The sequence below is a fragment of the Jatrophihabitans endophyticus genome, from assembly GCF_900129455.1.
GTDB lineage: Bacteria > Actinomycetota > Actinomycetes > Mycobacteriales > Jatrophihabitantaceae > Jatrophihabitans > Jatrophihabitans endophyticus.
This window is the reverse complement of the sequence record NZ_FQVU01000001.1, coordinates 494,506-512,262: the sequence shown is the minus strand read 5'-3', so window position 1 is coordinate 512,262 and position 17,757 is coordinate 494,506. Positions and strand designations below refer to the sequence as shown.

Annotated in this window: 18 protein-coding genes; 5 read left to right on the top strand and 13 right to left on the bottom strand. The window is 74.3% G+C overall.

From position 1 onward, the window contains the following. Positions 1 to 49: 49 nt before the first annotated feature. The gene (locus BUE29_RS02370; protein WP_073385399.1) at positions 50 to 1,330 is read right to left on the bottom strand and encodes a competence/damage-inducible protein A; all 1,281 of its coding nucleotides are present in this window, start codon (positions 1,328 to 1,330) and stop codon (positions 50 to 52) included. Between the two features lie 135 nt (positions 1,331 to 1,465). Here BUE29_RS02370 and BUE29_RS02365 point away from each other — a divergent pair, with 135 nt between their 5' ends. Continuing rightward, positions 1,466 to 2,677 (top strand): C40 family peptidase, encoded by a 1,212-nt coding sequence (locus BUE29_RS02365; RefSeq protein WP_143167938.1) that lies wholly within the window; start codon positions 1,466 to 1,468, stop codon positions 2,675 to 2,677. A 59-nt stretch (positions 2,678 to 2,736) separates the two neighbouring features. Here the strand turns inward: BUE29_RS02365 and BUE29_RS02360 are convergent, their stop codons facing one another. The 3 genes from BUE29_RS02360 to BUE29_RS02350 all read right to left on the bottom strand — a co-directional run bounded on the left by BUE29_RS02360 (position 2,737) and on the right by BUE29_RS02350 (position 5,666). Continuing rightward, positions 2,737 to 3,474 carry a TIGR03943 family putative permease subunit gene (locus BUE29_RS02360; protein WP_073385394.1) on the bottom strand — a complete coding sequence of 246 codons (738 nt, stop codon included), beginning with the start codon at positions 3,472 to 3,474 and terminating at the stop codon, positions 2,737 to 2,739. Then, entirely contained in the window at positions 3,471 to 4,466 is a 996-nt protein-coding gene (locus tag BUE29_RS02355; protein ID WP_073385392.1) for a permease, read from the bottom strand. Before BUE29_RS02355 ends, BUE29_RS02360 begins: the two co-directional genes overlap by 4 nt. Before the next feature lie 264 nt (positions 4,467 to 4,730). Continuing rightward, positions 4,731 to 5,666, bottom strand: a complete 936-nt coding sequence (locus BUE29_RS02350) for an NAD(P)H-binding protein (RefSeq protein ID WP_073385390.1) — start codon at positions 5,664 to 5,666, stop codon at positions 4,731 to 4,733. Positions 5,667 to 5,780: 114 nt separating this feature from the next. On the opposite strand from BUE29_RS02350, the gene BUE29_RS02345 reads away from it, so the two are divergent. Continuing rightward, positions 5,781 to 6,293 (top strand): hemerythrin domain-containing protein, encoded by a 513-nt coding sequence (locus BUE29_RS02345; protein WP_073385388.1) that lies wholly within the window; start codon positions 5,781 to 5,783, stop codon positions 6,291 to 6,293. On the opposite strand, the gene BUE29_RS02340 is transcribed toward BUE29_RS02345, so the two are convergent. From BUE29_RS02340 to BUE29_RS02325, 4 genes are read right to left on the bottom strand one after another with little or no spacing between them, the layout of a single operon-like run. Then, a complete protein-coding gene (locus tag BUE29_RS02340; RefSeq protein ID WP_159440816.1) occupies positions 6,277 to 7,221 on the bottom strand; it encodes a YhjD/YihY/BrkB family envelope integrity protein in 945 nt (314 codons plus the stop codon). The genes BUE29_RS02345 and BUE29_RS02340 overlap by 17 nt on opposite strands. A gap of 57 nt (positions 7,222 to 7,278) precedes the next feature. Next, positions 7,279 to 8,133 carry a thioesterase family protein gene (locus BUE29_RS02335; RefSeq protein WP_073385384.1) on the bottom strand — a complete coding sequence of 285 codons (855 nt, stop codon included), beginning with the start codon at positions 8,131 to 8,133 and terminating at the stop codon, positions 7,279 to 7,281. Positions 8,134 to 8,189: 56 nt separating this feature from the next. Then, entirely contained in the window at positions 8,190 to 8,924 is a 735-nt protein-coding gene (locus BUE29_RS02330) for a ParA family protein (protein WP_073385382.1), read from the bottom strand. Further along, positions 8,921 to 10,489 carry a CHAD domain-containing protein gene (locus BUE29_RS02325; protein ID WP_143167937.1) on the bottom strand — a complete coding sequence of 523 codons (1,569 nt, stop codon included), beginning with the start codon at positions 10,487 to 10,489 and terminating at the stop codon, positions 8,921 to 8,923. The genes BUE29_RS02330 and BUE29_RS02325 overlap by 4 nt, the downstream gene beginning before the upstream one ends. A 176-nt stretch (positions 10,490 to 10,665) precedes the next feature. Between BUE29_RS02325 and BUE29_RS02320 the strand changes: the two genes are divergently transcribed. Then, positions 10,666 to 12,066, top strand: coding sequence for a CYTH and CHAD domain-containing protein (locus BUE29_RS02320; RefSeq protein WP_073385372.1), 1,401 nt, complete (start codon positions 10,666 to 10,668; stop codon positions 12,064 to 12,066). Positions 12,067 to 12,181: 115 nt separating this feature from the next. Here BUE29_RS02320 and BUE29_RS02315 read toward each other — a convergent pair whose 3' ends face one another. Next, on the bottom strand, positions 12,182 to 12,622 hold the full coding sequence (locus BUE29_RS02315) for an OsmC family peroxiredoxin (RefSeq protein WP_073385369.1): 441 nt from the start codon (positions 12,620 to 12,622) through the stop codon (positions 12,182 to 12,184). A 114-nt stretch (positions 12,623 to 12,736) separates the two neighbouring features. Then, on the bottom strand, positions 12,737 to 13,195 hold the full coding sequence (locus BUE29_RS02310) for a MarR family winged helix-turn-helix transcriptional regulator (protein ID WP_073385367.1): 459 nt from the start codon (positions 13,193 to 13,195) through the stop codon (positions 12,737 to 12,739). A gap of 177 nt (positions 13,196 to 13,372) precedes the next feature. On the opposite strand from BUE29_RS02310, the gene BUE29_RS02305 reads away from it, so the two are divergent. Both BUE29_RS02305 and BUE29_RS02300 read left to right on the top strand, forming a co-directional pair. Next, on the top strand, positions 13,373 to 14,239 hold the full coding sequence (locus BUE29_RS02305) for an aldo/keto reductase (RefSeq protein WP_073385366.1): 867 nt from the start codon (positions 13,373 to 13,375) through the stop codon (positions 14,237 to 14,239). Beyond that, positions 14,236 to 15,426 carry an MFS transporter gene (locus BUE29_RS02300; RefSeq protein ID WP_084180616.1) on the top strand — a complete coding sequence of 397 codons (1,191 nt, stop codon included), beginning with the start codon at positions 14,236 to 14,238 and terminating at the stop codon, positions 15,424 to 15,426. The genes BUE29_RS02305 and BUE29_RS02300 overlap by 4 nt, the downstream gene beginning before the upstream one ends. A gap of 35 nt (positions 15,427 to 15,461) precedes the next feature. Here BUE29_RS02300 and BUE29_RS02295 read toward each other — a convergent pair whose 3' ends face one another. Genes BUE29_RS02295 through BUE29_RS02285 form a run of 3 tightly spaced genes read right to left on the bottom strand, consistent with a single transcriptional unit; the run spans position 15,462 to position 17,700 of the window. After that, positions 15,462 to 16,085: an MBL fold metallo-hydrolase gene (locus BUE29_RS02295; RefSeq protein WP_073385365.1), complete on the bottom strand. Its 624-nt coding sequence runs from the start codon at positions 16,083 to 16,085 to the stop codon at positions 15,462 to 15,464. After that, positions 16,082 to 17,179: an S-(hydroxymethyl)mycothiol dehydrogenase gene (locus tag BUE29_RS02290; protein WP_073385363.1), complete on the bottom strand. Its 1,098-nt coding sequence runs from the start codon at positions 17,177 to 17,179 to the stop codon at positions 16,082 to 16,084. Before BUE29_RS02290 ends, BUE29_RS02295 begins: the two co-directional genes overlap by 4 nt. Continuing rightward, positions 17,176 to 17,700: a YbhB/YbcL family Raf kinase inhibitor-like protein gene (locus BUE29_RS02285; RefSeq protein ID WP_073385361.1), complete on the bottom strand. Its 525-nt coding sequence runs from the start codon at positions 17,698 to 17,700 to the stop codon at positions 17,176 to 17,178. Before BUE29_RS02285 ends, BUE29_RS02290 begins: the two co-directional genes overlap by 4 nt. Positions 17,701 to 17,757 lie beyond the last annotated feature (57 nt).

The window sequence follows — 17,757 nt, the reverse complement described above, 5'->3', positions numbered from 1 at the left end:
CGTCCTCCTGACGAAGCGGCAAAGCTGCTTGCCGTTTCGGCAAGAAGAGTCAGGGCTGCGGGGTGATCGCCGCTCGCACCAGGTGCAGCGCCAGCACCACGGACCGGGCGCGGACGTCCGCACGGTCGCCCGGCAGGGTGACGGCTCGGGCGAGCGTCGTGCTCGGCGTGCTGACACAGAAGTGGACGAGGCCGACCGGCTTGTCGGGGGTGCCGCCGCCGGGGCCGGCGACGCCGGTGACGCCGACGCCGACGTCGGTGCCGAGCCGCTCGCGGGCGCCCCGCGCCAGGGCCTCGGCGACCTCGGCGCTGACCGCGCCGACGCGGTCGATGAGCTCGGTCGAGACGCCGGCGAGATCGTGCTTGGCGGCGTTGGAGTAGACGACGAGCCCGCCGAGCACGTACGCGGACGAGCCGGGCAGCTCGGTGAGCCGGCCGGCCAGCAGCCCGGCGGTGCACGACTCGGCCGTCGCGATCGTGAGGCCGTGCTCGCGCAACAGGTCCGCGACGAGCTCGTCGATCGTGCGTCCGTCGGGGGAGAAGAGCGTGTCGGCGAAACGGTCGCCGACGAGCGCGGTCAGCCGGTCGTACGCCGGTTGCGCCGCCGGCGCGTACCGGGCGACGATCTCGAGCTCGCCGTCGCGCAGGCAGGTCGTGATCTCCAGGCCGTCGAGGCGGTCGTGCTCGTCGCGCAGGACCGCGGTGAGCTCGGACTCCGGCGTCCCCCACAGGCGCAGCGTCCGCTGCCGCAGCTCGTCCGGCGCGCCGAGCGCGGCTCGCACGGCGGGGTGGTCGAGCGCCGCCGGCCACATCGGCTGCAGCTCGCGCGGCGGGCCGGGCAGCACCACGACCGGCGGCCCGGTGCGGCCGGCGGCGACCGGCACGACGAGTCCCGGAGCGGTGCCGACCGGTGCCAGCACGCCGGCGCCGTCGGGGACGGCCGCCTGCTCGCGCGTGGCGGTGCGGGTCGCCTCGGGGTCCAGTCGCCAGCCGCGGCCCGCGCTCAACCGCGCGACGATCTCGCCGATGCGGGTGGCCCACTGCTCGTCCACCGCGACCGGGCGGCCCTGGAAGTCGGCGACGACCTGGGCGGTGAGGTCGTCCTCGGTGGGGCCGAGGCCGCCCGAGGTGACGACGAGGTCCACTCCCGACCCGGCCAGGAAGCCGAGGGTGTGCCGGAGGTCGTCGGGGCGGTCGCCGACGACGATCACCTGGGCGACGTCCACGCCGGCGGTGCGCAGCTGCTCGGCCAGCCACGGCCCGTTCCGGTCGGCGACGCGTCCGGTGAGGACCTCGGTGCCGGTGACGACGATGCCCGCGCGCGGTCTCATGGCTCGATCGTAGGCAAATGACAGCATCGTAATTCTTTACCTCTACTTTAGGTCTTGATTACGCTGCTCGACGGGGATCGATCAGGTGCGGGCCGGGGGTCCGAAGCACCACAAAACCCGACGAAAGTGATCCGCATGCGCCCCAGTGCCCTCTCGCACCACTCGAACACCAGCACCGTCCGACGCCGTCTCGGCGTCCGTGCGACGACGACCGCGGTCGCCGCAGCCCTGTGCGCGACCGGGATCGTGGCCGCCGGCGGTCTCGCCGCCGCGCCCGCCGCGCACGCCGCCGGGCCGACCGCACACGACCCCATCGGATCGACGCCGACGATCCGTGCCGTGGGCCGCACGCTGCGCGTCACCGGATGGGGGTCGGACCCCGACGCGCCGGCCAGCAACATCCCCGTCTCCGCCTACGTCGACGGCACGACGTCGCTCGGCACGGTGACCACCTCGCTGCCCTCGTCGAAGGCGGCGAAGCGCGCCGGCGCCGGCGCGACCGCCGGGTACTCGCTCAGCGTGGCCGCGCCCGCCGGCAAGCACACCGTCTGCCTAGTGCTCGGCAACGTCGGTCGGGGCATGCGCACGGTCAAGCGCTGCGTGGCCACCCCGCTCGGGCGGACCCTCACCGCCGCGCAGACGGCGAAGCACAACCCGGTCGGCAGGTTCGCCGCCATCTCGGCCACGACGACGACGGTCCGGGCGCGCGGCTGGGCGAGCGACCCCGACCTCGTCAGCCGCCGCAGCCTGGCCGTCCTCTACGTCGACGGCGCGCCGGCGGCGACGCGGGCGACGACGCGCTACGCCGGGACCCGGCCGGCCGGCGCCGGCCGGTCGTCCGCCATCGACGTCAGCGTGCCGGTCTCGACCGGCACCCACATCGCCTGCGTGTGGGTCGTCAACGTCGGTCTCGGCTCGAACACCTACCTGGGATGCCGGTCGGTCGACACTCGCAGCCCCAGGACGCCGGCCGCGACGGCGGCGCCGGCGGCCAACGCGAAGGTGCTCGCGCTGGCGAAGAAGCAGATCGGCAAGCCCTACGTCTGGGGAGCCACCGGGCCGAAGTCCTTCGACTGCTCCGGGCTCGTGATGTGGGCCTACGGCAAGTACGGCTACCGCACGCCGCGCGTCTCGCAGGACCAGATCAAGGCCGCCCGGCTGATCCCTGCCTCGCACGCGCGCGCCGGCGATCTCGTCTTCTACCACGACAGCGTCGGCGACGTGTACCACGTCGGGGTGTTCGTCAAGCCGGGCCTGAGCGTGGCCGCGATCGACCCCAGCGAGGGCGTCGACTACCAGCGGATCTGGGACACCACCGCGACCTACGGCTCGTTCACCCACACCTGATCGACCGGCGACCCGCGGGTCGCCGGTCATCCGGCCCGTCGCCTGTCGACGGCGCCGGGTCAGTCGTACGGCTCGGCCGGGGCGGCGACCGAGCCGACGGCCGTCGCCATCAGCAGCGGCACGTCCGTGGCGGCGGCGTCCTGGCCGGCGTAGCGGCCCGTCACCCGCACCCACGACCCGCGCGCGGGGATCGGATCGGCGGTGCGCACCCGCACGGTGACGGGGGACGCGTCGGCCGCGCAGCAGGTGATGACCAAGCGGGCGAGCACGAACCCGTCCGTGGCACGCCGGGCGACGAACCCGGTGAGGGCGACGCGGCGCCCGGCCAGCGTGCGTCCGCCGTCGCTGGCCGCGCGCAGCGCGAAGTCGAACATGCGCAGCCGGACGGGGTCGGCGCGGGGGAGCGGCCCGAACGCCGTGTCGGCGGAGGTCGCGGTGACGGGGGCCCGCCGGTTCGCGGTGAACTGCCCCAGTGCGGGCGGCCCGATGACGAGCACGGCCACGACCGGCAGCACGACCAGCCAGGCGGCGCGGGAGACCGCGCCGTGGCCGTGCTCGTCGGTCGGGTGCTCGTCGGTCGGGTGCTCGTCGGTCGGGTGCTCGTCGGTCGGGTGCTCGTCGGGGCGGGCCGAGACGACCAGTGACCACAGCGCGAGCAGCAGGACCGCCGCCCCGGCGAGCAGCACCCACGGCCGCGCGCTCGCCTTGACGAAGCGCAGCAGCACGTCGCTCGTGCCGAGACGCAGCAGCGCCGTGGCGAAGAGGAGCAGCACGAAGCCCTGTGTTCGGGTGCTCACGTGACCCACCAGCCGACGAGCACGGCCGACCCGACGGCGACGGCGAACGCGAGCGGCGCGAGCCGGACGGCGACCCGGGCGCCGAACGTCCCCACCTGCATCGCGATCAGCTTGACGTCGACCGCCGGACCGACGGTCATGAACGCGAGCTGCGCGGTGGGGGAGAACCGCACGAACGACGAGGCCACGAAGGCGTCGGCCTCGGAGCACACCGCGACGACCACGGCGAGCAGCGCGAGCGCGACCACCCCGGCCACGGCGTGCCCGGCCACGCCGTCGAGCCACGACGACGGCAGCGCCACGTTCACCGTGGCGGCGGCCGCCGCGCCCACGGTCAGCAGACCGAGTGACTGCGCGAGGTCGTGGGCGGCCGTCGCCCGCGCGCGTTCGAGCCGGCCGCTGCCCGCCGGCGCCGCGTAGCGCGCGGGCAGGGGCGGCGTACGCCCCCACCGCAACCACAGCCAGCCGACGACGAGCGCGGTGAGCAGCGAGGCCAGGAAGCGGCCGAGCACCATCTCGGGGCGGCCGGGGAAGGCGACGGAGGTGGCGACGAGCACCACGGGGTTGATGGCCGGCGCCGCGAGCAGGAACGCGACGGCGGGAGCGGCAGCGACGCCGCGGCGCATGAGCGAGGCCGCCACCGGCACCGACCCGCACTCGCAGCCGGGGAGCGCGACCCCGGCGAGGCCGGCCACGGGCACCGCGAGCGCGGGGCGGGCCGGCAGCACCCGGGCGAAGAAGGACGGTGGCACGAGCACCGCGATGAGGGTGGAGACCGTCACCCCGAGCACGAGGTAGGGCGCGGCCTGGATGCACAACGCGGCGAAGACGGTCGTCCAGGCCTGCACCCCGGGTTCCGACCACACCCGCGGCAGCGTGAGCCGCGCGAGCACGGCCAGCAGCAGCACCGCGCAGAACACGTCGGTCGAGGTCAGCCGGCGCGCCGGGTCCGCGCGATCGGCCGCGGCGGCGGTCGGTTCCGGCGAGGCCACCTCCCCACGCTAACCGTCCCCGGCGCCGGTCGCGGCGACCCTGTGGACGGCCACGCGGGCCGTACCGCCGCGACGCCGGCCGGGCGGCTGTACGGGCCGGGTTACGGGCCGGTACGCCTTGTCCGAGCCCGGCGGGGCTCGTAGCGTCGACGCTGCCGGAACGGACGCGTTTCGACACGGCGCCCCGGCCGACCCACCCATCGGCCGGGGCGTTCGCGCCGACGGGGTCGCCGCATGCTCGACGGTCGTGCTCAGCGGGCGTGCTCAGCGGGCGCGCTTGCGCCGGGCGCGCTCGGCCAGCGCCTCGAGCACCGCGTGGTCGTAGTCCAGCGGCGTGATGTCGACGACGTCGCGGATGCGCTCGTCGCGCACGACCACCTCGTTGCGCATCGACTCGAGCAGGGTGCGGATGGTGCGGCTGTCGACGCCGGTCAGCAGGGGCAGCGCCTGGGAGGCCACGAGCGTTGCCAGTCGTCGGGCCGGGACGGGGACCGGGACGACCAGCGCGGGACGTCCCTCGATCGCGCTGACGCGGGTCAGCACGTCGACGTAGCGCAGCACGTCGGCGCCGCCGATGTCGTAGACCCGGGACTGCGGGTAGGCCAGCGCGTCCGGCACGCCCACGCCGACGAGGTAACGCACGGCGTCGGACAGCGCGATGGGCTGGGTGCGGGTGAGCGCCCAGCGCGGCACCACGAGCGCCGGCACCTTCTCGACGACGTTGCGGATGATCTCCCAGGACGCGCCGCCGTGGCCGATCACGATCCCGGCGCGCAGGGTCGTCACGGGCACGCCACCGGCCGCGAGCAGCGTCTCGACCTCCCGGCGGCTGCGCAGGTGTGGGGACAGCGCGTCGGCGTCGTCGCCCAGACCGCCGAGGTACACGATGCGGCGCACTCCGGCGCGCGCCGCCGCGGCCCCGAACGTCCGGGCAGCCAGCGCGTCCCGGCGCGCGAAGTCGCCGTGGTCGAGCGAGTGGACGAGGTAGTAGGCGAGCTCGCAGTCGCGCAATGCCCCGACCGTCGCCGCCTCGTCGGTGACGTCGGCACTGACGGGCACGGCCGGCCCGTCGTAGCGCTCGGCGTGCCGGGTGAGCGCGAGCACCTCGTCGCCCTGCTCGAGCAGGGCCGCGACGAGCGCCCGTCCGACGAAGCCGGTGGCACCCGCGACGGCGATCCGTCGACCCTGCTCTTCGGTCATGGGCCCGACCTACCCGAGCCGGAAAGGCGGATCACCGCGTCAGGTGGTTCGTCACGCGGGCAGGCCGGGTAGTCGTCTCCACGACCGAACGACGATCTTCGAAGAGGACCCACCATGGCCGACATCATCGACCTGATCTACGCCGACCACGACTGGCTGCGCCGGCAGTTCTTCCGCCTGGACGACGCGAAGGGCGTCGCCGAGCTGACCGCGGTCTGGGAACCGCTCGCGCGAAGGCTGGACACCCACGCCGAGGCCGAGGAGACCGTGTTCTACCCGGCGCTGCTCAAGCACGGCGGCGAGACGGAGGAGGGGGACCCCGAGGACGAGACCGAGGACGCGATCACCGACCACAACGAGATCCGCGACGCGGTCCGCGAGGCCGGCAAGCACGACGTCGGCAGCGACGAGTGGTACGAGGCGGTGGGCAAGGCGCGCTCGGAGAACGGCGAGCACCTCGACGAGGAGGAGCGCGAGGCCCTGCCGGACTTCATCAAGAGCTCCACGCTCGAGCTGCGCCACGAGCTCGGCATGCAGTGGCTGCAGTTCTACGCGGCGCACCCCGCCGGCGAGGGCGTCTCGGACGAGGACAAGGACGCCGAGGAGTACATCAAGGCGAATTCCTGACCCGCGCCGACGGGGTGACACCCTCACCGCGCTCGGCCGACACGATGCCGCGCACGGTGAGGGGATGCTCGCCGAGGACGTCGCCGCTGCGGCCGGTGGCCTCGGCGCGGCGCCGCTCCACGAACAGCGCCCCGATGAGCACGCCGGCGAAGATGACCACGCTCAGCACCATCAGCCAGACCGACAGCACGAAGACGGCACCGACCAGGCCGTAGGCATGGACCTGCCAGGAGATCTGGCTGTCCATGAGCAGACGCGAGATGCGCACCATCGCGACGGTCAGCAACGCCGTGGCGAGGGCGCCCGGCAACAGGGCGCGCCATTCCACCCGGCCGCGCAGCAGCCAGTACTGCGTCCACCAGTAGAAGAGGAACACCGTGACGCCCTGCAGCACCGAGCCCGCGACCGGGCCGGTGTACACCACGGCGTCGTTGAACCACCGGCCCACCCGGCCGGCGCCGAGCACGGCCACGGTCAGCAGCACGAGCGCCGGCGTCCAGGCCAGTTGCCGGGCCCACGAGCGGATGCCGGTGACGCGGGGAAGCGTCCAGATCAGCTCGAAGCCGCGCTGCTGCACCGCCGCCACGCTCGTGGACAGCGCGATGGCGGTGACCATGCCGACGACGAGCGCGGTGGTGCTGATGGAGTTCGACGAGCGACCGAGCAGCCGCTCGATGTCGCCGGTGGCCTCGGCGCGCAACCCGAGGAAGCGCGACACGTAGACGCTGACGCCCTGGCCGGTCGTGCGCTGCAGCACCGCGGAGACCGCGACGACGAGGGGGGCGGTGCACAGCACCTGTTGGGCGCACAGCGCGAGGGCGTGGGTGTCGAGGTCGAGCTCCCGGATGCGGTTCAGGCCGCGCCCGCCGAGGCTGCGACCCCACCACGCGCGCCCCGCGGTGACGAGCCGCAGCGCGCTAGTCCTCACCGGCACCTCCCACGCCGACCATTGTGCCCGGATCGGTGCCGGCGGGGGTGCGACGCGTCAGCCGAGCCGGATGCCGGCGAGCTGCACGCCATGGGCTACGACGCGGCCGCGGGAGTCCCACAGCCAGCAGGCCTCGTCGACCCGCTGGCCGTCGACCAGGTGCGCGCGGTGCAGCACCCGCAGCGGCCCGGGCGCGGGCAGCGCGCGGACGTAGGCGGTGAGCTCCAGCGTTGGCACCCAGCCGCTGGGCGCGATGTCGAACGTGGCCGGCGGGAAGGCGTCGACGGCGTAGAGCAGCGACACCGGGTCGAACGCCTCGCCGTCGGGCAGCGAGAGCCAGCCGCGCAGCTCGCCGTGGCCACGGGGCCGACCGGCGGCGAAGTCGAGGGTCTCGGCGTCGAGGCGCACCTCGACCTGGTCCATGATCGCCACCCGGACGCCGGTCGGGCTGGTGCCCGGGATGCGCACGGCGTCGGCGTACGGGGTGGTGCCGGGATCGGGGGTGGCGGCGTCCCAATACGGCTCGGTGGGGACGAGGTCGGTCGCGGTCAGCAGCGCCTCGACGCAGGGACGGCCGTCCTGCGCCATGCGGGCCCGCAGCTGGCTGGCCGTCCGGCCGGCGCGCAGCACCTCCACGGTGACCTGGACCGGCCCGGGCTCCGGCGAGTGCAGGTAGTGGGCACTCGCGGCGAGCACGTGGGCGTGCGTGCCCACCGTCGTGGCGGCGCGCCCCAGGATGGCCAGCAGGTACCCGCCGTTGGGCTTCCCGCCGATGGTCCAGTCCGGGTGCAGCTCGGCGGTGAACCCGACCGCCGCCGCGTCGGCGGCGCCGACGTGGTCCGGCTCGGTGCGTTCGACGGCGCTGACGCGGGCGAAGGTGGGGACGGCCGGCGCCGTCGTGTCCTGCGGCATGCCCCCATCCAACACGGCTGACTTCGCAAAGGCGAAGCTGGCCCCCGGGAACCGCGTCAGCCGAACGCCTCGTCCCACAGCTCGCGGTAGCGCCGGGCCGCCGCGCTGCGCGGTGCGTAGGCCGCGACGGGCTGCCGCCGCTGTGCCATCTGCTCGACGACCGACAGCGCCGGGACGGTGGTCCGCGCGAGGTCGGGCCGGCGACCGGGGAGCTCGGTGGTGATGTCGCGGTGCAGTCGCTTGCGGGTGTCGACCATGGAGAAGAAGCCCAGCAGCCGCGGGTGGGGTTCGGGGACGGTCGCGAGGAACTCCGTCAACTGGTCCAGGGTGCGGACCGACAGCGTGGTGGGGATGAGCGGGACCAGCACGACGTCGGCGGCGCGCAGCACGTTCTCCGACAGCAGGGACATGCTCGGCGGGCAGTCCAGCACCACCAGGTCGAACTCGTCGGCCAGCGGTTCCAGGAGTCGCGCCAGGCGGCGGGTGGGCTTCTTCGCCTCGTCGAGCAGCAGGTCGAGGTGACGGTAGGTGAAGTCCGCCGGCAGCAGGTCGAGACGGTCGTAGTCGCTGCCCTTGATGGCGTCGACGAGGGGCCGCGTCTCGCGCACGACCCGCTTGCCGCCACCCTTCACCCGGGCGTCGACGCGCAGCACGTAGGTCGCGGCGCCCTGCGCGTCGAGATCCCACAGCAGCGTGCGCAGTCCCCGGGCCGCGCTCTCGTAGGCGAGGTTGACCGCGGTCGTCGTCTTCCCGACGCCGCCCTTGATGTTGTAGACCGCGGCGACCCTCATCGTGAGGTCACCTCCGTGGCGAGCCGGCGCCGTGACCGCGGCCGGACGGCGTCGCGGTGCGCGTCGCGGACCCGTTCGTCGAGCGCGGCCTCCTCGCGGCGGAGCCGGTCGACGATCGCCCCGGCCGCGAGCACGGCCGGGACCGGCATCGCGCCGGCGTGCGCCGCGTCGTGCACGTGCATGTGGGTGATGCGTACCCCCTCGCGCCGGCGCAGCGTCTCGTACAGCTCGTCGAGGTCGCGCCGCAGCTGCTCGACCGGGGAGCGGTACAGCGGCACGAACGCGGCGAGGACGGCGCGCAGCGAGGCGACCGCGGGCGCGAGGCCGTCGGACCCGCCCTCGCCGACGGCGGGGCTCGCGCCGGCGAGCGCGTCGAACGCGGCGTCGGCCAGTGCCGTCGCCGCCTCGATCGCGGCCGGACCGATGACGTCGGCGTCGAGCATCGTCGTGAGGTCCCGCCGCCACGCCGTGAACGCGGCCGGCGCGCGCGACGCGCGCAAGGTGGCGCGCATCCGCCGCAGCTCGCGCTGCCGACGACGCCGCAGCTCCTCGCGCAGCGGCTCGATCGCGTCGGCCGCCAGGCCGTCGATCGCGGTGTCGCCGCTGCCCTCGGCGAGGCCGAGCAGCGCGATGTCCACCGCCCGCAGCGGTGCCGTCATCTCCTCGAGCCAGGCGAGATCGCGCTCGACGCGCACGGCCGAGCGGCCGTGCAGCAGGTGACCCGCCACGGCCAGCAGCGCCCGGGTCGCCCGGACGGCCGAGCGCAGGTCGTGCAGGAACTCGGTGTCGTGATCGGCGATCGCGCCCTCCCGCGTGCCGTCGACCACGGCGACGTCGGCGAGCAGCGCGGCGGCGACGACGCGGACGGCGGGCGCGGTCGGCTCCAGGGCGGCCGGCGCCGCGTCGATCCCGCCGCCGAGGACGGTGTCCGGCAGGTGACCCGCCGCCGCCAGCGCCGCGGCGGTGGCGGACAGCTCGGTGGGCTCGGCGCCCATCGCGTCGGCGAGCAGCTCGACGCAGCGCCGCGCGTCGCCGTCGTACCCGCGTAGCGGACGCACGACGACGTGCAGCGGCAGCGCGGCACGTCGGGGCGAGAGCAGCCGCTGCTGGTCGACCGACACGCGCACCCGCGTCTTGCCCGCGTCGTCGCGCAGGTGCAGCAGGACGTGGCGGGTCTCGACCTCGGCGACCGGCAGCAGCGCGCGCACGCCGACCGTCGGGGCGATCGCGTCGCGTACCGGGGAGGGGGAGACGCGGTCGAGTCGCGCCGGCCAGCGGATGCCGAGGCAGGACGCGGCCTCGGCCGGCCGGCCCGGACGGTCCAGGACGAGGTCGCGCCCCCGGCCGCGACGCTCCTCGCGCAGCGCGACGCCGGCGCGGTGCAGGCGCCAGTCGGCGGTGTCGAGCCACGTCCACCGCAGCGTGGAGGCCGGTTCGGCGTGCACGGTGTAGGCGGCCGAGAGCGCGGCGAACACGGCTCCCGCGTCACCGGACGCGCCGACGGTGAGCACCTGCCGGCCGGAGCGGTCGGGGCGCCCCGTCGGCTCGGCTCGGTCGGCGCTCATCATCGTCAACGTAGAGCATCACCGCGGCGCGGCCCACGACGTCACAACGTGCCGTCGTCGCGGCGAGGTGGCGGCGTGCACCGGTGCGGTTCGTTCACCCGGCGTCCCTACACTTGCCGGTTTCCGGGTCCGACGGACCCGCCCCTCGACCCGTGGACGGAGCCTCGCGAAACCCCATGACCGGTACTGCGGACGAAGCGCGCGTCCTCGACGTCCCGCTCGACTGGACGATGCCCAAGCTCGGCAAGCGGATCGTCCCCCCGGGCGGAAGCGTCGAGACCGCGAGCGGGCACGACACCGTGACCACCCACGACACCGCCGACGGCGATCTCGCCGCGGCCGGGGTGTCGCTGCGCCGCTCCGCCGGCACGGACGCGACGTGGACGCTGACCGTCGGCGGCGCCAGCAGCGAGTTCCCCGCCGAGGGTCGCGGGGTCCCCGCGGCGTTGCGCGAGCTGCTGCTCGGCGTGCGCGCGGGCGGGGCCCTGCGCTCCGCCGGCCGCACCACGGCCGAGCGCACCGTGCACCGCGTCCTGTCCGCCGACGGCGTCGAGGTCGGGACGATCACCGACGTCCGCAGCACCGACGTCCGCTCCGGTGCCGCCCGGGACGGCGGGTCGGGTGCCGAGCTGGCCGAGCGGCGTCACGTCGAGGTGGCGGGGTGGGACGGCCCGTTCCTCGACACCGCGGTCGCGCGGCTGGTGCGCGCCGGCGCCGTGGAGCGGCGCGACGTCCCCCCGGCGCCCGGTCAGACGGTGGGCGACGTGGTGCGTGCCTTCCTCGCCGAGCAGCGCACCGCGATCGTGCTCGCCGACCTCGGCCTACGCCGCGGCGAGGACGCGATCCATCCCTTCCGCGTCGCGATCCGCCGCGTGCGCAGCGCGCTGCGGGTGGTGACGATCGCCGAGGCCGAGCCGCGCGAGCTGCTCGACACGGAGCTGCAGTGGCTGTCGGCGCTGCTTGGCGCGGTGCGCGACGCGCAGGTGTTGCGCGATCACCTCGACGAGACGCACGCCGAACTTGCGCGGCGCGAGAGTCTCGACCTCGCCGGGACGGTCGACCTGCTCGACGGCGCGTTGCGCGCCGACGAGGCGGCGGCCCGGGCCGCCCTCACGAAGGCCATGACCGGTCGCCGGTACCTGGCGCTGCTGCGCACGCTGCGGCAGTGGACGACCAACCCGGCGTTCACCTCCGTCGCCGACGCGCCGCGCGCCCGCCTCGCCCGCTACGTGCGCGCCGGCGCGAAGGACCTCGATCGCCGGCTCGCCAGGGCGGGCGACTCGCCGCACCGGCTGCACGGCGCGCGGAAGGCCGCGAAGCGGGTCCGCTACGTGGTCGCCTTCGTCGACGAGGCCGGCGGCGCGGCGGGCAAGCACGCGGCGCGCATCGAGAAGCGGGCCAGGAAGCTGCAGGCCCGCCTCGGCGTGCACCAGGACTCGGTGGTGGCCGCGGACTTCGTCGCCCGGACCGCCGCGACGGCGCGCGGGCAGGCGGCGTTCGGCTGCGGCGTGGTGTGGGCCTACGAGCAGGAGCGGGCGACGGCTGCGCTCCGGCGGGCCGTCGACCTCGCCGGCTGACCCGTCACCGGCGTGGCGATCGGAGCGACCCCACGGACGACGAGGAGGACGAACGACGACCCCAGCTGCGCCGCAGCACAGCTGGGGTCGTCGGATGGTGTCCGGGGGTGCCGACTCAGCTCTCGAGCGCGGCGTCCAGCGTGATCTCGACGCCGGTGAGGGCCTTGCTCACCGGGCAGCCGGCCTTGGCGGCGTCGGCTGCCTTCGCGAAGCCGTCGGCGTCGAGGCCGTCGACCTCACCACGCACGGTGAGCGTGATGCCGGTGAGGCGGAAGCCGCCGGCGGGGTCCGGCCCCAGCGACACGTCGGCGGTGACGTCGAGCGACTGCGGCGTGCCGCCGGCCTCGGCGAGCAGGGCGGAGAGCTGCATCGCGTAGCAGGACGAGTGGGCCGCGGCGATGAGCTCCTCGGGGCTGGTGGTGCCGCCGGCGTCGTCGGCCGCGCGCTTGGGGAACGACACGTCGTAGGTGCCGACCTTCGAGCTGGTGAGCTCGACCTGGCCGGAGCCGTCCTGGAGTCCGCCGTTCCAGGCGGTGCGTGCGGTACGGGTGGGCATGGGTTGCCTCGCTTTTCTCGGTGATACGTCAACCGCTGTCAACCACGTGGTACCCGCGCCTAATTCCGCGACAACGCTCGTGTCGCGTGACGTCCGCCCCTTCGGGCGGGCGGCTCAGGTGAGGTCGGCCAGCCTGTTCTCCAGCGTGCGAAGCTGCCCTCGCAGTCGGCTGATGTCGATGTCGGACAGCAGTCGGCTGATGCGCTGGGGCACGAACTGCGCGCGGTCGCGCAGCGCGAGGCCCGCGTCGGTGAGGGAGATGTCGACCGAGCGCTCGTCGTCGGTGCGCCGGGCGCGGCGGATGAGCTCGCGCGCCTCGAGCCGCTTGAGCAGCGGCGACAGCGTGCCCGAGTCCAGCCGCAGCCGTTCGCCGATGTGGCTCACCGTCGAGGTCCCGTCGTCCCAGAGGACGATCATGACGAGGTACTGTGGATACGTCAGACCGAGCTCGTCCAGGACCGGGCGGTAGCGCGCGGTCATGGCCCGGCTCGCGGCGTACAGTGCGAAGCAGAGCTGGTCCTCGAGGGCCAGGGACGCATCCTCGGCGAGTCCGGCCTGCGGTAGGTCCGTCATGGTTAACCACCGTAACGACCGTCACGGGTCCCTTCCATCCGACATCGCGGGTGCGGCAGGTTCCGGCCACCCCGGCCCGCTCGCCGCAGGTCCTCGGGGTTGCGCCGCGCCGGGAGGACGGCACGCGGCGCGGGTAGGCCCTCACGGACTTCGTTCGTGACGGAAGGACTGCCGCCCATGGTCGACACCGAGCTCGCCAACCACCGCTCCGGGACGTTCGAGATCGGGGACAGGACCGTCCACCGGCTCGGCTTCGGCGCGATGCGGCTCACCGGTCCCGGTATCTGGGGTGAGCCCGCCGATCGCGAGGAGTGCGTCCGGGTGGTCCGACGCGCGGTCGAGCTGGGCGTCGACTTCATCGACACCGCCGACTCCTACGGCCCGCACGTCAGCGAGGAGATCATCCGCGAGGCGCTGCACCCGTACCCCGAGCACGTCCTTGTCGCGACCAAGGCGGGTCTGACCCGGCACGGTCCCGACATCTGGCAGCCGGTCGGGCGTCCGGAGTACCTGCGCCAGCAGTGCGAGCTCAGCCTACGGCGGCTCGGCGTCGAGCGCATCGACCTGTTCCAGCTGCACCGCATCGACTCGTCGGTGCCGGCCGAGGACCAGGTGGGCGAGCTGAAGAAGCTGCAGGACGAGGGCAAGATCGGCGCCATCGGCCTGTCGGAGGTGACGGTCGAGCAGATCGACGCGGCCCGTGAGGTCGCCGAGATCGCGACCGTGCAGAACCTCTACAACCTCACCGAGCGCAAGTCCGAGGACATCGTGGACTACTGCACACGCGAGGGCATCGGGTTCATCCCGTGGTTCCCGATCGCCGCGGGCGAGCTCGCCAAGCCGGGCGGTCCGGTCGACGAGATCGCCAAGGACCTCGGTGCCACGCATTCGCAGGTCGCGCTCGCGTGGCTGCTGGCCCGCGCGCAGATCGTGTTGCCGATCCCGGGGACCTCCTCGGTCGCCCACCTCGAGGAGAACGTCGACGCGGCCGGCGTGCGGTTGACCCGTGAGCAGGTGGCGGAGCTGACCGGCGCCGGGGAGTGACGGGGGCCGCCCCGTTCGGCCGGCGCACCGGATGGGCCGGCGTCTCCCTCGTCGGCCTGGCCTTCGTCGTCGCCATGCTGGGGACGACCCTGCCCACGCCGCTGTATCCGAAGTACGCGGTGCAGTTCGGCTTCGACGAGCTCGTCACGACCGTCGTCTTCGCGACGTACGCCGTCGGCGTGACCGGTGGGCTGCTGCTGTTCGGGCACTGGTCAGACCAGCTCGGCCGGCGTCCGCTGCTGCTGCTCGGGCTCGCGCTGTCGGCGCTGTCCGCCGGCGCCTTCCTGCTGCCCGGAGCGCTGGGCTGGCTGTTCGTGGGACGGCTGCTGTCGGGGGTGTCGGCCGGCATCTTCACCGGCACCGCCACCGCCACGATCGTCGACCTCGCCCCGGAGCGGGGCCGCGCCCGGGCCGGCCTCGTCGCGGCCGCGGTCAACATGGGCGGCCTGGGCCTGGGCCCGCTGCTGGCCGGGGTGCTCACGCAATACGCGCCGCTGCCGTTGCGGCTGTGCTTCGTCGTCGATCTCGGCCTCGTCGTGCTCGCCACGGCCTGCGTGCTCGCGACCCGCGAGCCCGTCGAGCGGGCTCGGCGGCCCCGGCTCGCACCGCGTGCGCTGCACGTGCCGCCCGAGCTGCGGGCCGCGTTCACCCGCGCGGCGGTCGCGGGATTCGCCGGCTTCGCCGTGCTCGGACTGTTCACCGCCGTGTCGCCCGCCTTCCTGGGCGACGTGCTGGGGCAGCACAACGCGGCCGTGGTCGGGGCCGTGGTGCTGTGCATCTTCGCGGGGTCGGTCGGGGGCCAGACGCAGTCGGACCGCCTCGGGCTCGACCGCGCGCTGCCCGTGGGGTGCGGCGCGCTCATCGCCGGCATGGTGCTGGTCGGCACGAGCCTCGCCGCCGAGCAGCTGGTCCTCCTCGTCGCGGGCGCGCTGGTCGCCGGCTACGGACAGGGCCTCAGCTTCCGCGCCGGGCTGGGATCGGTCGCCGGGGCGAGCCCGGCCGACGAACGCGGCGCGATCACCTCGACGTTCTTCGTCGTGCTCTACGTCGGCATCGCCGTCCCGGTCATCGGCGAGGGCGCCCTCGCCGCCGGCGTGGGCCTCGTCCCGGCCGGCCTCGTCTTCGCGGGGCTGGTGGCCGCGCTCGCCGCGACCGCGCTCGTGCTGGTCGTCCGCGCCCGCGACTGACGTCCGCGGCCGGCCGCCTCGCCCGGCTGGCGGCGCTACTCGGGCTTGGTCCACCCGTCGGCGCCGGCCGCCTCGTCGCCGATGGTGGTGTCCGGGCCGTGGCCGGTGTGGACGACCGTCGCCGGCGGCAGGGTGAGCAGCCGGGATCGGATGGACGCGACGATGGTGTCGAAGTCCGAGTACGACCGCCCGGTCGCGCCGGGGCCGCCCTGGAACAGGGTGTCACCGGTGAAGACCGCGTCGAGGTCGGCCGCCCGGAAACAGACCGCGCCCGGCGCGTGCCCGGGGGTGTGGACGACCTCGAGCTCGATGCCGGCCACCGGGAAGGTCTGACCGTCCGCGAGCGGGAAGAACTCGCCCTCCGGGTAGGTCATGCGCCACAGCTCGACGTCGTCGGGGTGCAGGTACACCGGTGCCGCGAACCGGTCGGCCAGCTCGGGCGCGACCGTCACGTGATCGTCGTGGGCGTGCGTGCACAGGACGGCGAGGAGCGTCCGCTCGCCGATCAGCTCGGCGATCGGGGCGGCGTCGTGCGGGGCGTCGATCACCACGCACTGCTCGTCGTCGCCGACGACCCACACGTTGTTCTCGACGTCCCACGTCCCGCCGTCGAGGCTGAAGGTGCCGCTGGTGGTGGTGTGGTCGATGCGCGCGGTCACGGCAGCGTCACCACCGAACGCAGCACCTCGCCGCGGTGCATCTTGTCGAAGGCTGCCTCGACGTCGCCGATGCCGATCGTCTCGGTGACGAACTTGTCGAGCGGGAAGCGGCCCTGCTGGAACAGGTCGATCAGCAGCGGGAAGTCGCGCGACGGCAGGCAGTCGCCGTACCAGGACGACTTGAGCGCGCCGCCGCGGCCGAAGACGTCGATCAGCGGCAGCTCGAGGGTCATCTCGGGATTGGGCACACCGACGAGCACCACGGTGCCGGCGAGGTCGCGGGCGTAGAAGGCCTGCTGGTAGGTCTCGGGCCGGCCGACCGCCTCGACGACGACGTCGGCCCCGAAACCACCGGTGAGGTCCTGGACGGCGGCGACGACGCCGTCCAGGTCGAGGTCCTTGGAGTTGATGGTGTGGGTGGCGCCGAACTCCTCGGCCAGGCCGAGCTTCCGGTCGTCGAAGTCGATGGCGATGATCTTCGCCGCACCGACGATGCGGGCTCCGGCGATCGCCGCCGCCCCGACCCCGCCGCAGCCGATGACGGCGATGCTCTGCCCGCGCTTCACGCCGCCGGTGTTGATCGCGGCCCCGACGCCGGCCATGACGCCGCAGCCGAGCAGTCCGGCCGCGGTGGCCGGCGCCGACGAGTCGACCTTGGTGCACTGCCCGGCGGCGACGAGCGTCTTCTCGCAGAACGCGCCGATGCCGAGCGCGGGGGAGAGCTCGGTGCCGTCCTCGAGCGTCATCCTCTGCGTGGCGTTGTGGGTGGCGAAGCAGTACTGCGGCTCGCCGCGCTTGCAGGCGCGGCACTCGCCGCACACGGCGCGCCAGTTCAGGATGACGAAGTCCCCGGGCGCGACGTCGGTGACGCCCTCGCCCACCGCCTCGACGGTCCCGGCCGCCTCGTGACCGAGCAGGAACGGGAACTCGTCGTTGATGCCGCCCTCGCGGTAGTGCAGGTCGGTGTGGCAGACCCCGCACGCCTCGACCTTCACCAGGGCCTCGCCCGGCCCGGGGTCCGGCACGACGATCGTGACGACCTCGACGGGGGCGCCCTTCGCGCGGGCGATCACCCCGTTGACGTGCTGGCTCATCCCTGCACCTCGTACGTCGGGACGAGCGTGGCGCGGCCGAGCGAGTGGCTGAAGAGGTTGAAGCCGAGGAACGCGCAGGACCCCTCGGCCGGGATGTCCAGGCGCTCGACGTCCACGGCGTGGACCACCACGTAGTAGTGGTGCGGGCCGTGCCCGGCCGGCGGCGCGGCGCCGACGTAACCGGCGAAACCGCCGTCGTTGTTCAGCTGCACGGCCCCGTCGGGCAGGCCGTCCTTGCTCGCGTTCGTGGGCAGCTCGGTGACCGAGGCGGGGATGTCGAACACCGCCCAGTGCCAGAAGCCGCTGGCGGTGGGGGCGTCCGGGTCGTACACGGTGACGGCGTAGCTCTTGGTGCCCTCGGGCGCGCCGGACCACGACAGCTGCGGCGAGGCGTCCTCGCCACCGGCGCCCATCACCCCCGACACCTGCGGGTCGGCCAGCGGGCGGCCGTCCGCGACGTCGGTGCTGGTGACGTCGAAGCTCGGGACCTCGGGGAGGTCGGCGTAGGGGTTGCGGCTCACGGTGGGCGCTCCTTCGCGACGGGGATGTCTCCCGAGTGTCCTACCGCATTGCGCGCT

What these genes read in the sequence shown, in the direction of transcription:
- BUE29_RS02370 (WP_073385399.1), bottom strand. Translation starts at nt 1,330, where the DNA reads ATGAGACCGCGCGCGGGCATCGTCGTCACCGGCACCGAGGTCCTCACC.
- BUE29_RS02365 (WP_143167938.1), top strand. Translation starts at nt 1,466, where the DNA reads ATGCGCCCCAGTGCCCTCTCGCACCACTCGAACACCAGCACCGTCCGA.
- BUE29_RS02350 (WP_073385390.1), bottom strand. Translation starts at nt 5,666, where the DNA reads ATGACCGAAGAGCAGGGTCGACGGATCGCCGTCGCGGGTGCCACCGGC.
- BUE29_RS02345 (WP_073385388.1), top strand. Translation starts at nt 5,781, where the DNA reads ATGGCCGACATCATCGACCTGATCTACGCCGACCACGACTGGCTGCGC.
- BUE29_RS02335 (WP_073385384.1), bottom strand. Translation starts at nt 8,133, where the DNA reads ATGCCGCAGGACACGACGGCGCCGGCCGTCCCCACCTTCGCCCGCGTC.
- BUE29_RS02330 (WP_073385382.1), bottom strand. Translation starts at nt 8,924, where the DNA reads ATGAGGGTCGCCGCGGTCTACAACATCAAGGGCGGCGTCGGGAAGACG.
- BUE29_RS02325 (WP_143167937.1), bottom strand. Translation starts at nt 10,489, where the DNA reads ATGAGCGCCGACCGAGCCGAGCCGACGGGGCGCCCCGACCGCTCCGGC.
- BUE29_RS02320 (WP_073385372.1), top strand. Translation starts at nt 10,666, where the DNA reads ATGACCGGTACTGCGGACGAAGCGCGCGTCCTCGACGTCCCGCTCGAC.
- BUE29_RS02315 (WP_073385369.1), bottom strand. Translation starts at nt 12,622, where the DNA reads ATGCCCACCCGTACCGCACGCACCGCCTGGAACGGCGGACTCCAGGAC.
- BUE29_RS02310 (WP_073385367.1), bottom strand. Translation starts at nt 13,195, where the DNA reads ATGACGGACCTACCGCAGGCCGGACTCGCCGAGGATGCGTCCCTGGCC.
- BUE29_RS02305 (WP_073385366.1), top strand. Translation starts at nt 13,373, where the DNA reads ATGGTCGACACCGAGCTCGCCAACCACCGCTCCGGGACGTTCGAGATC.
- BUE29_RS02290 (WP_073385363.1), bottom strand. Translation starts at nt 17,179, where the DNA reads ATGAGCCAGCACGTCAACGGGGTGATCGCCCGCGCGAAGGGCGCCCCC.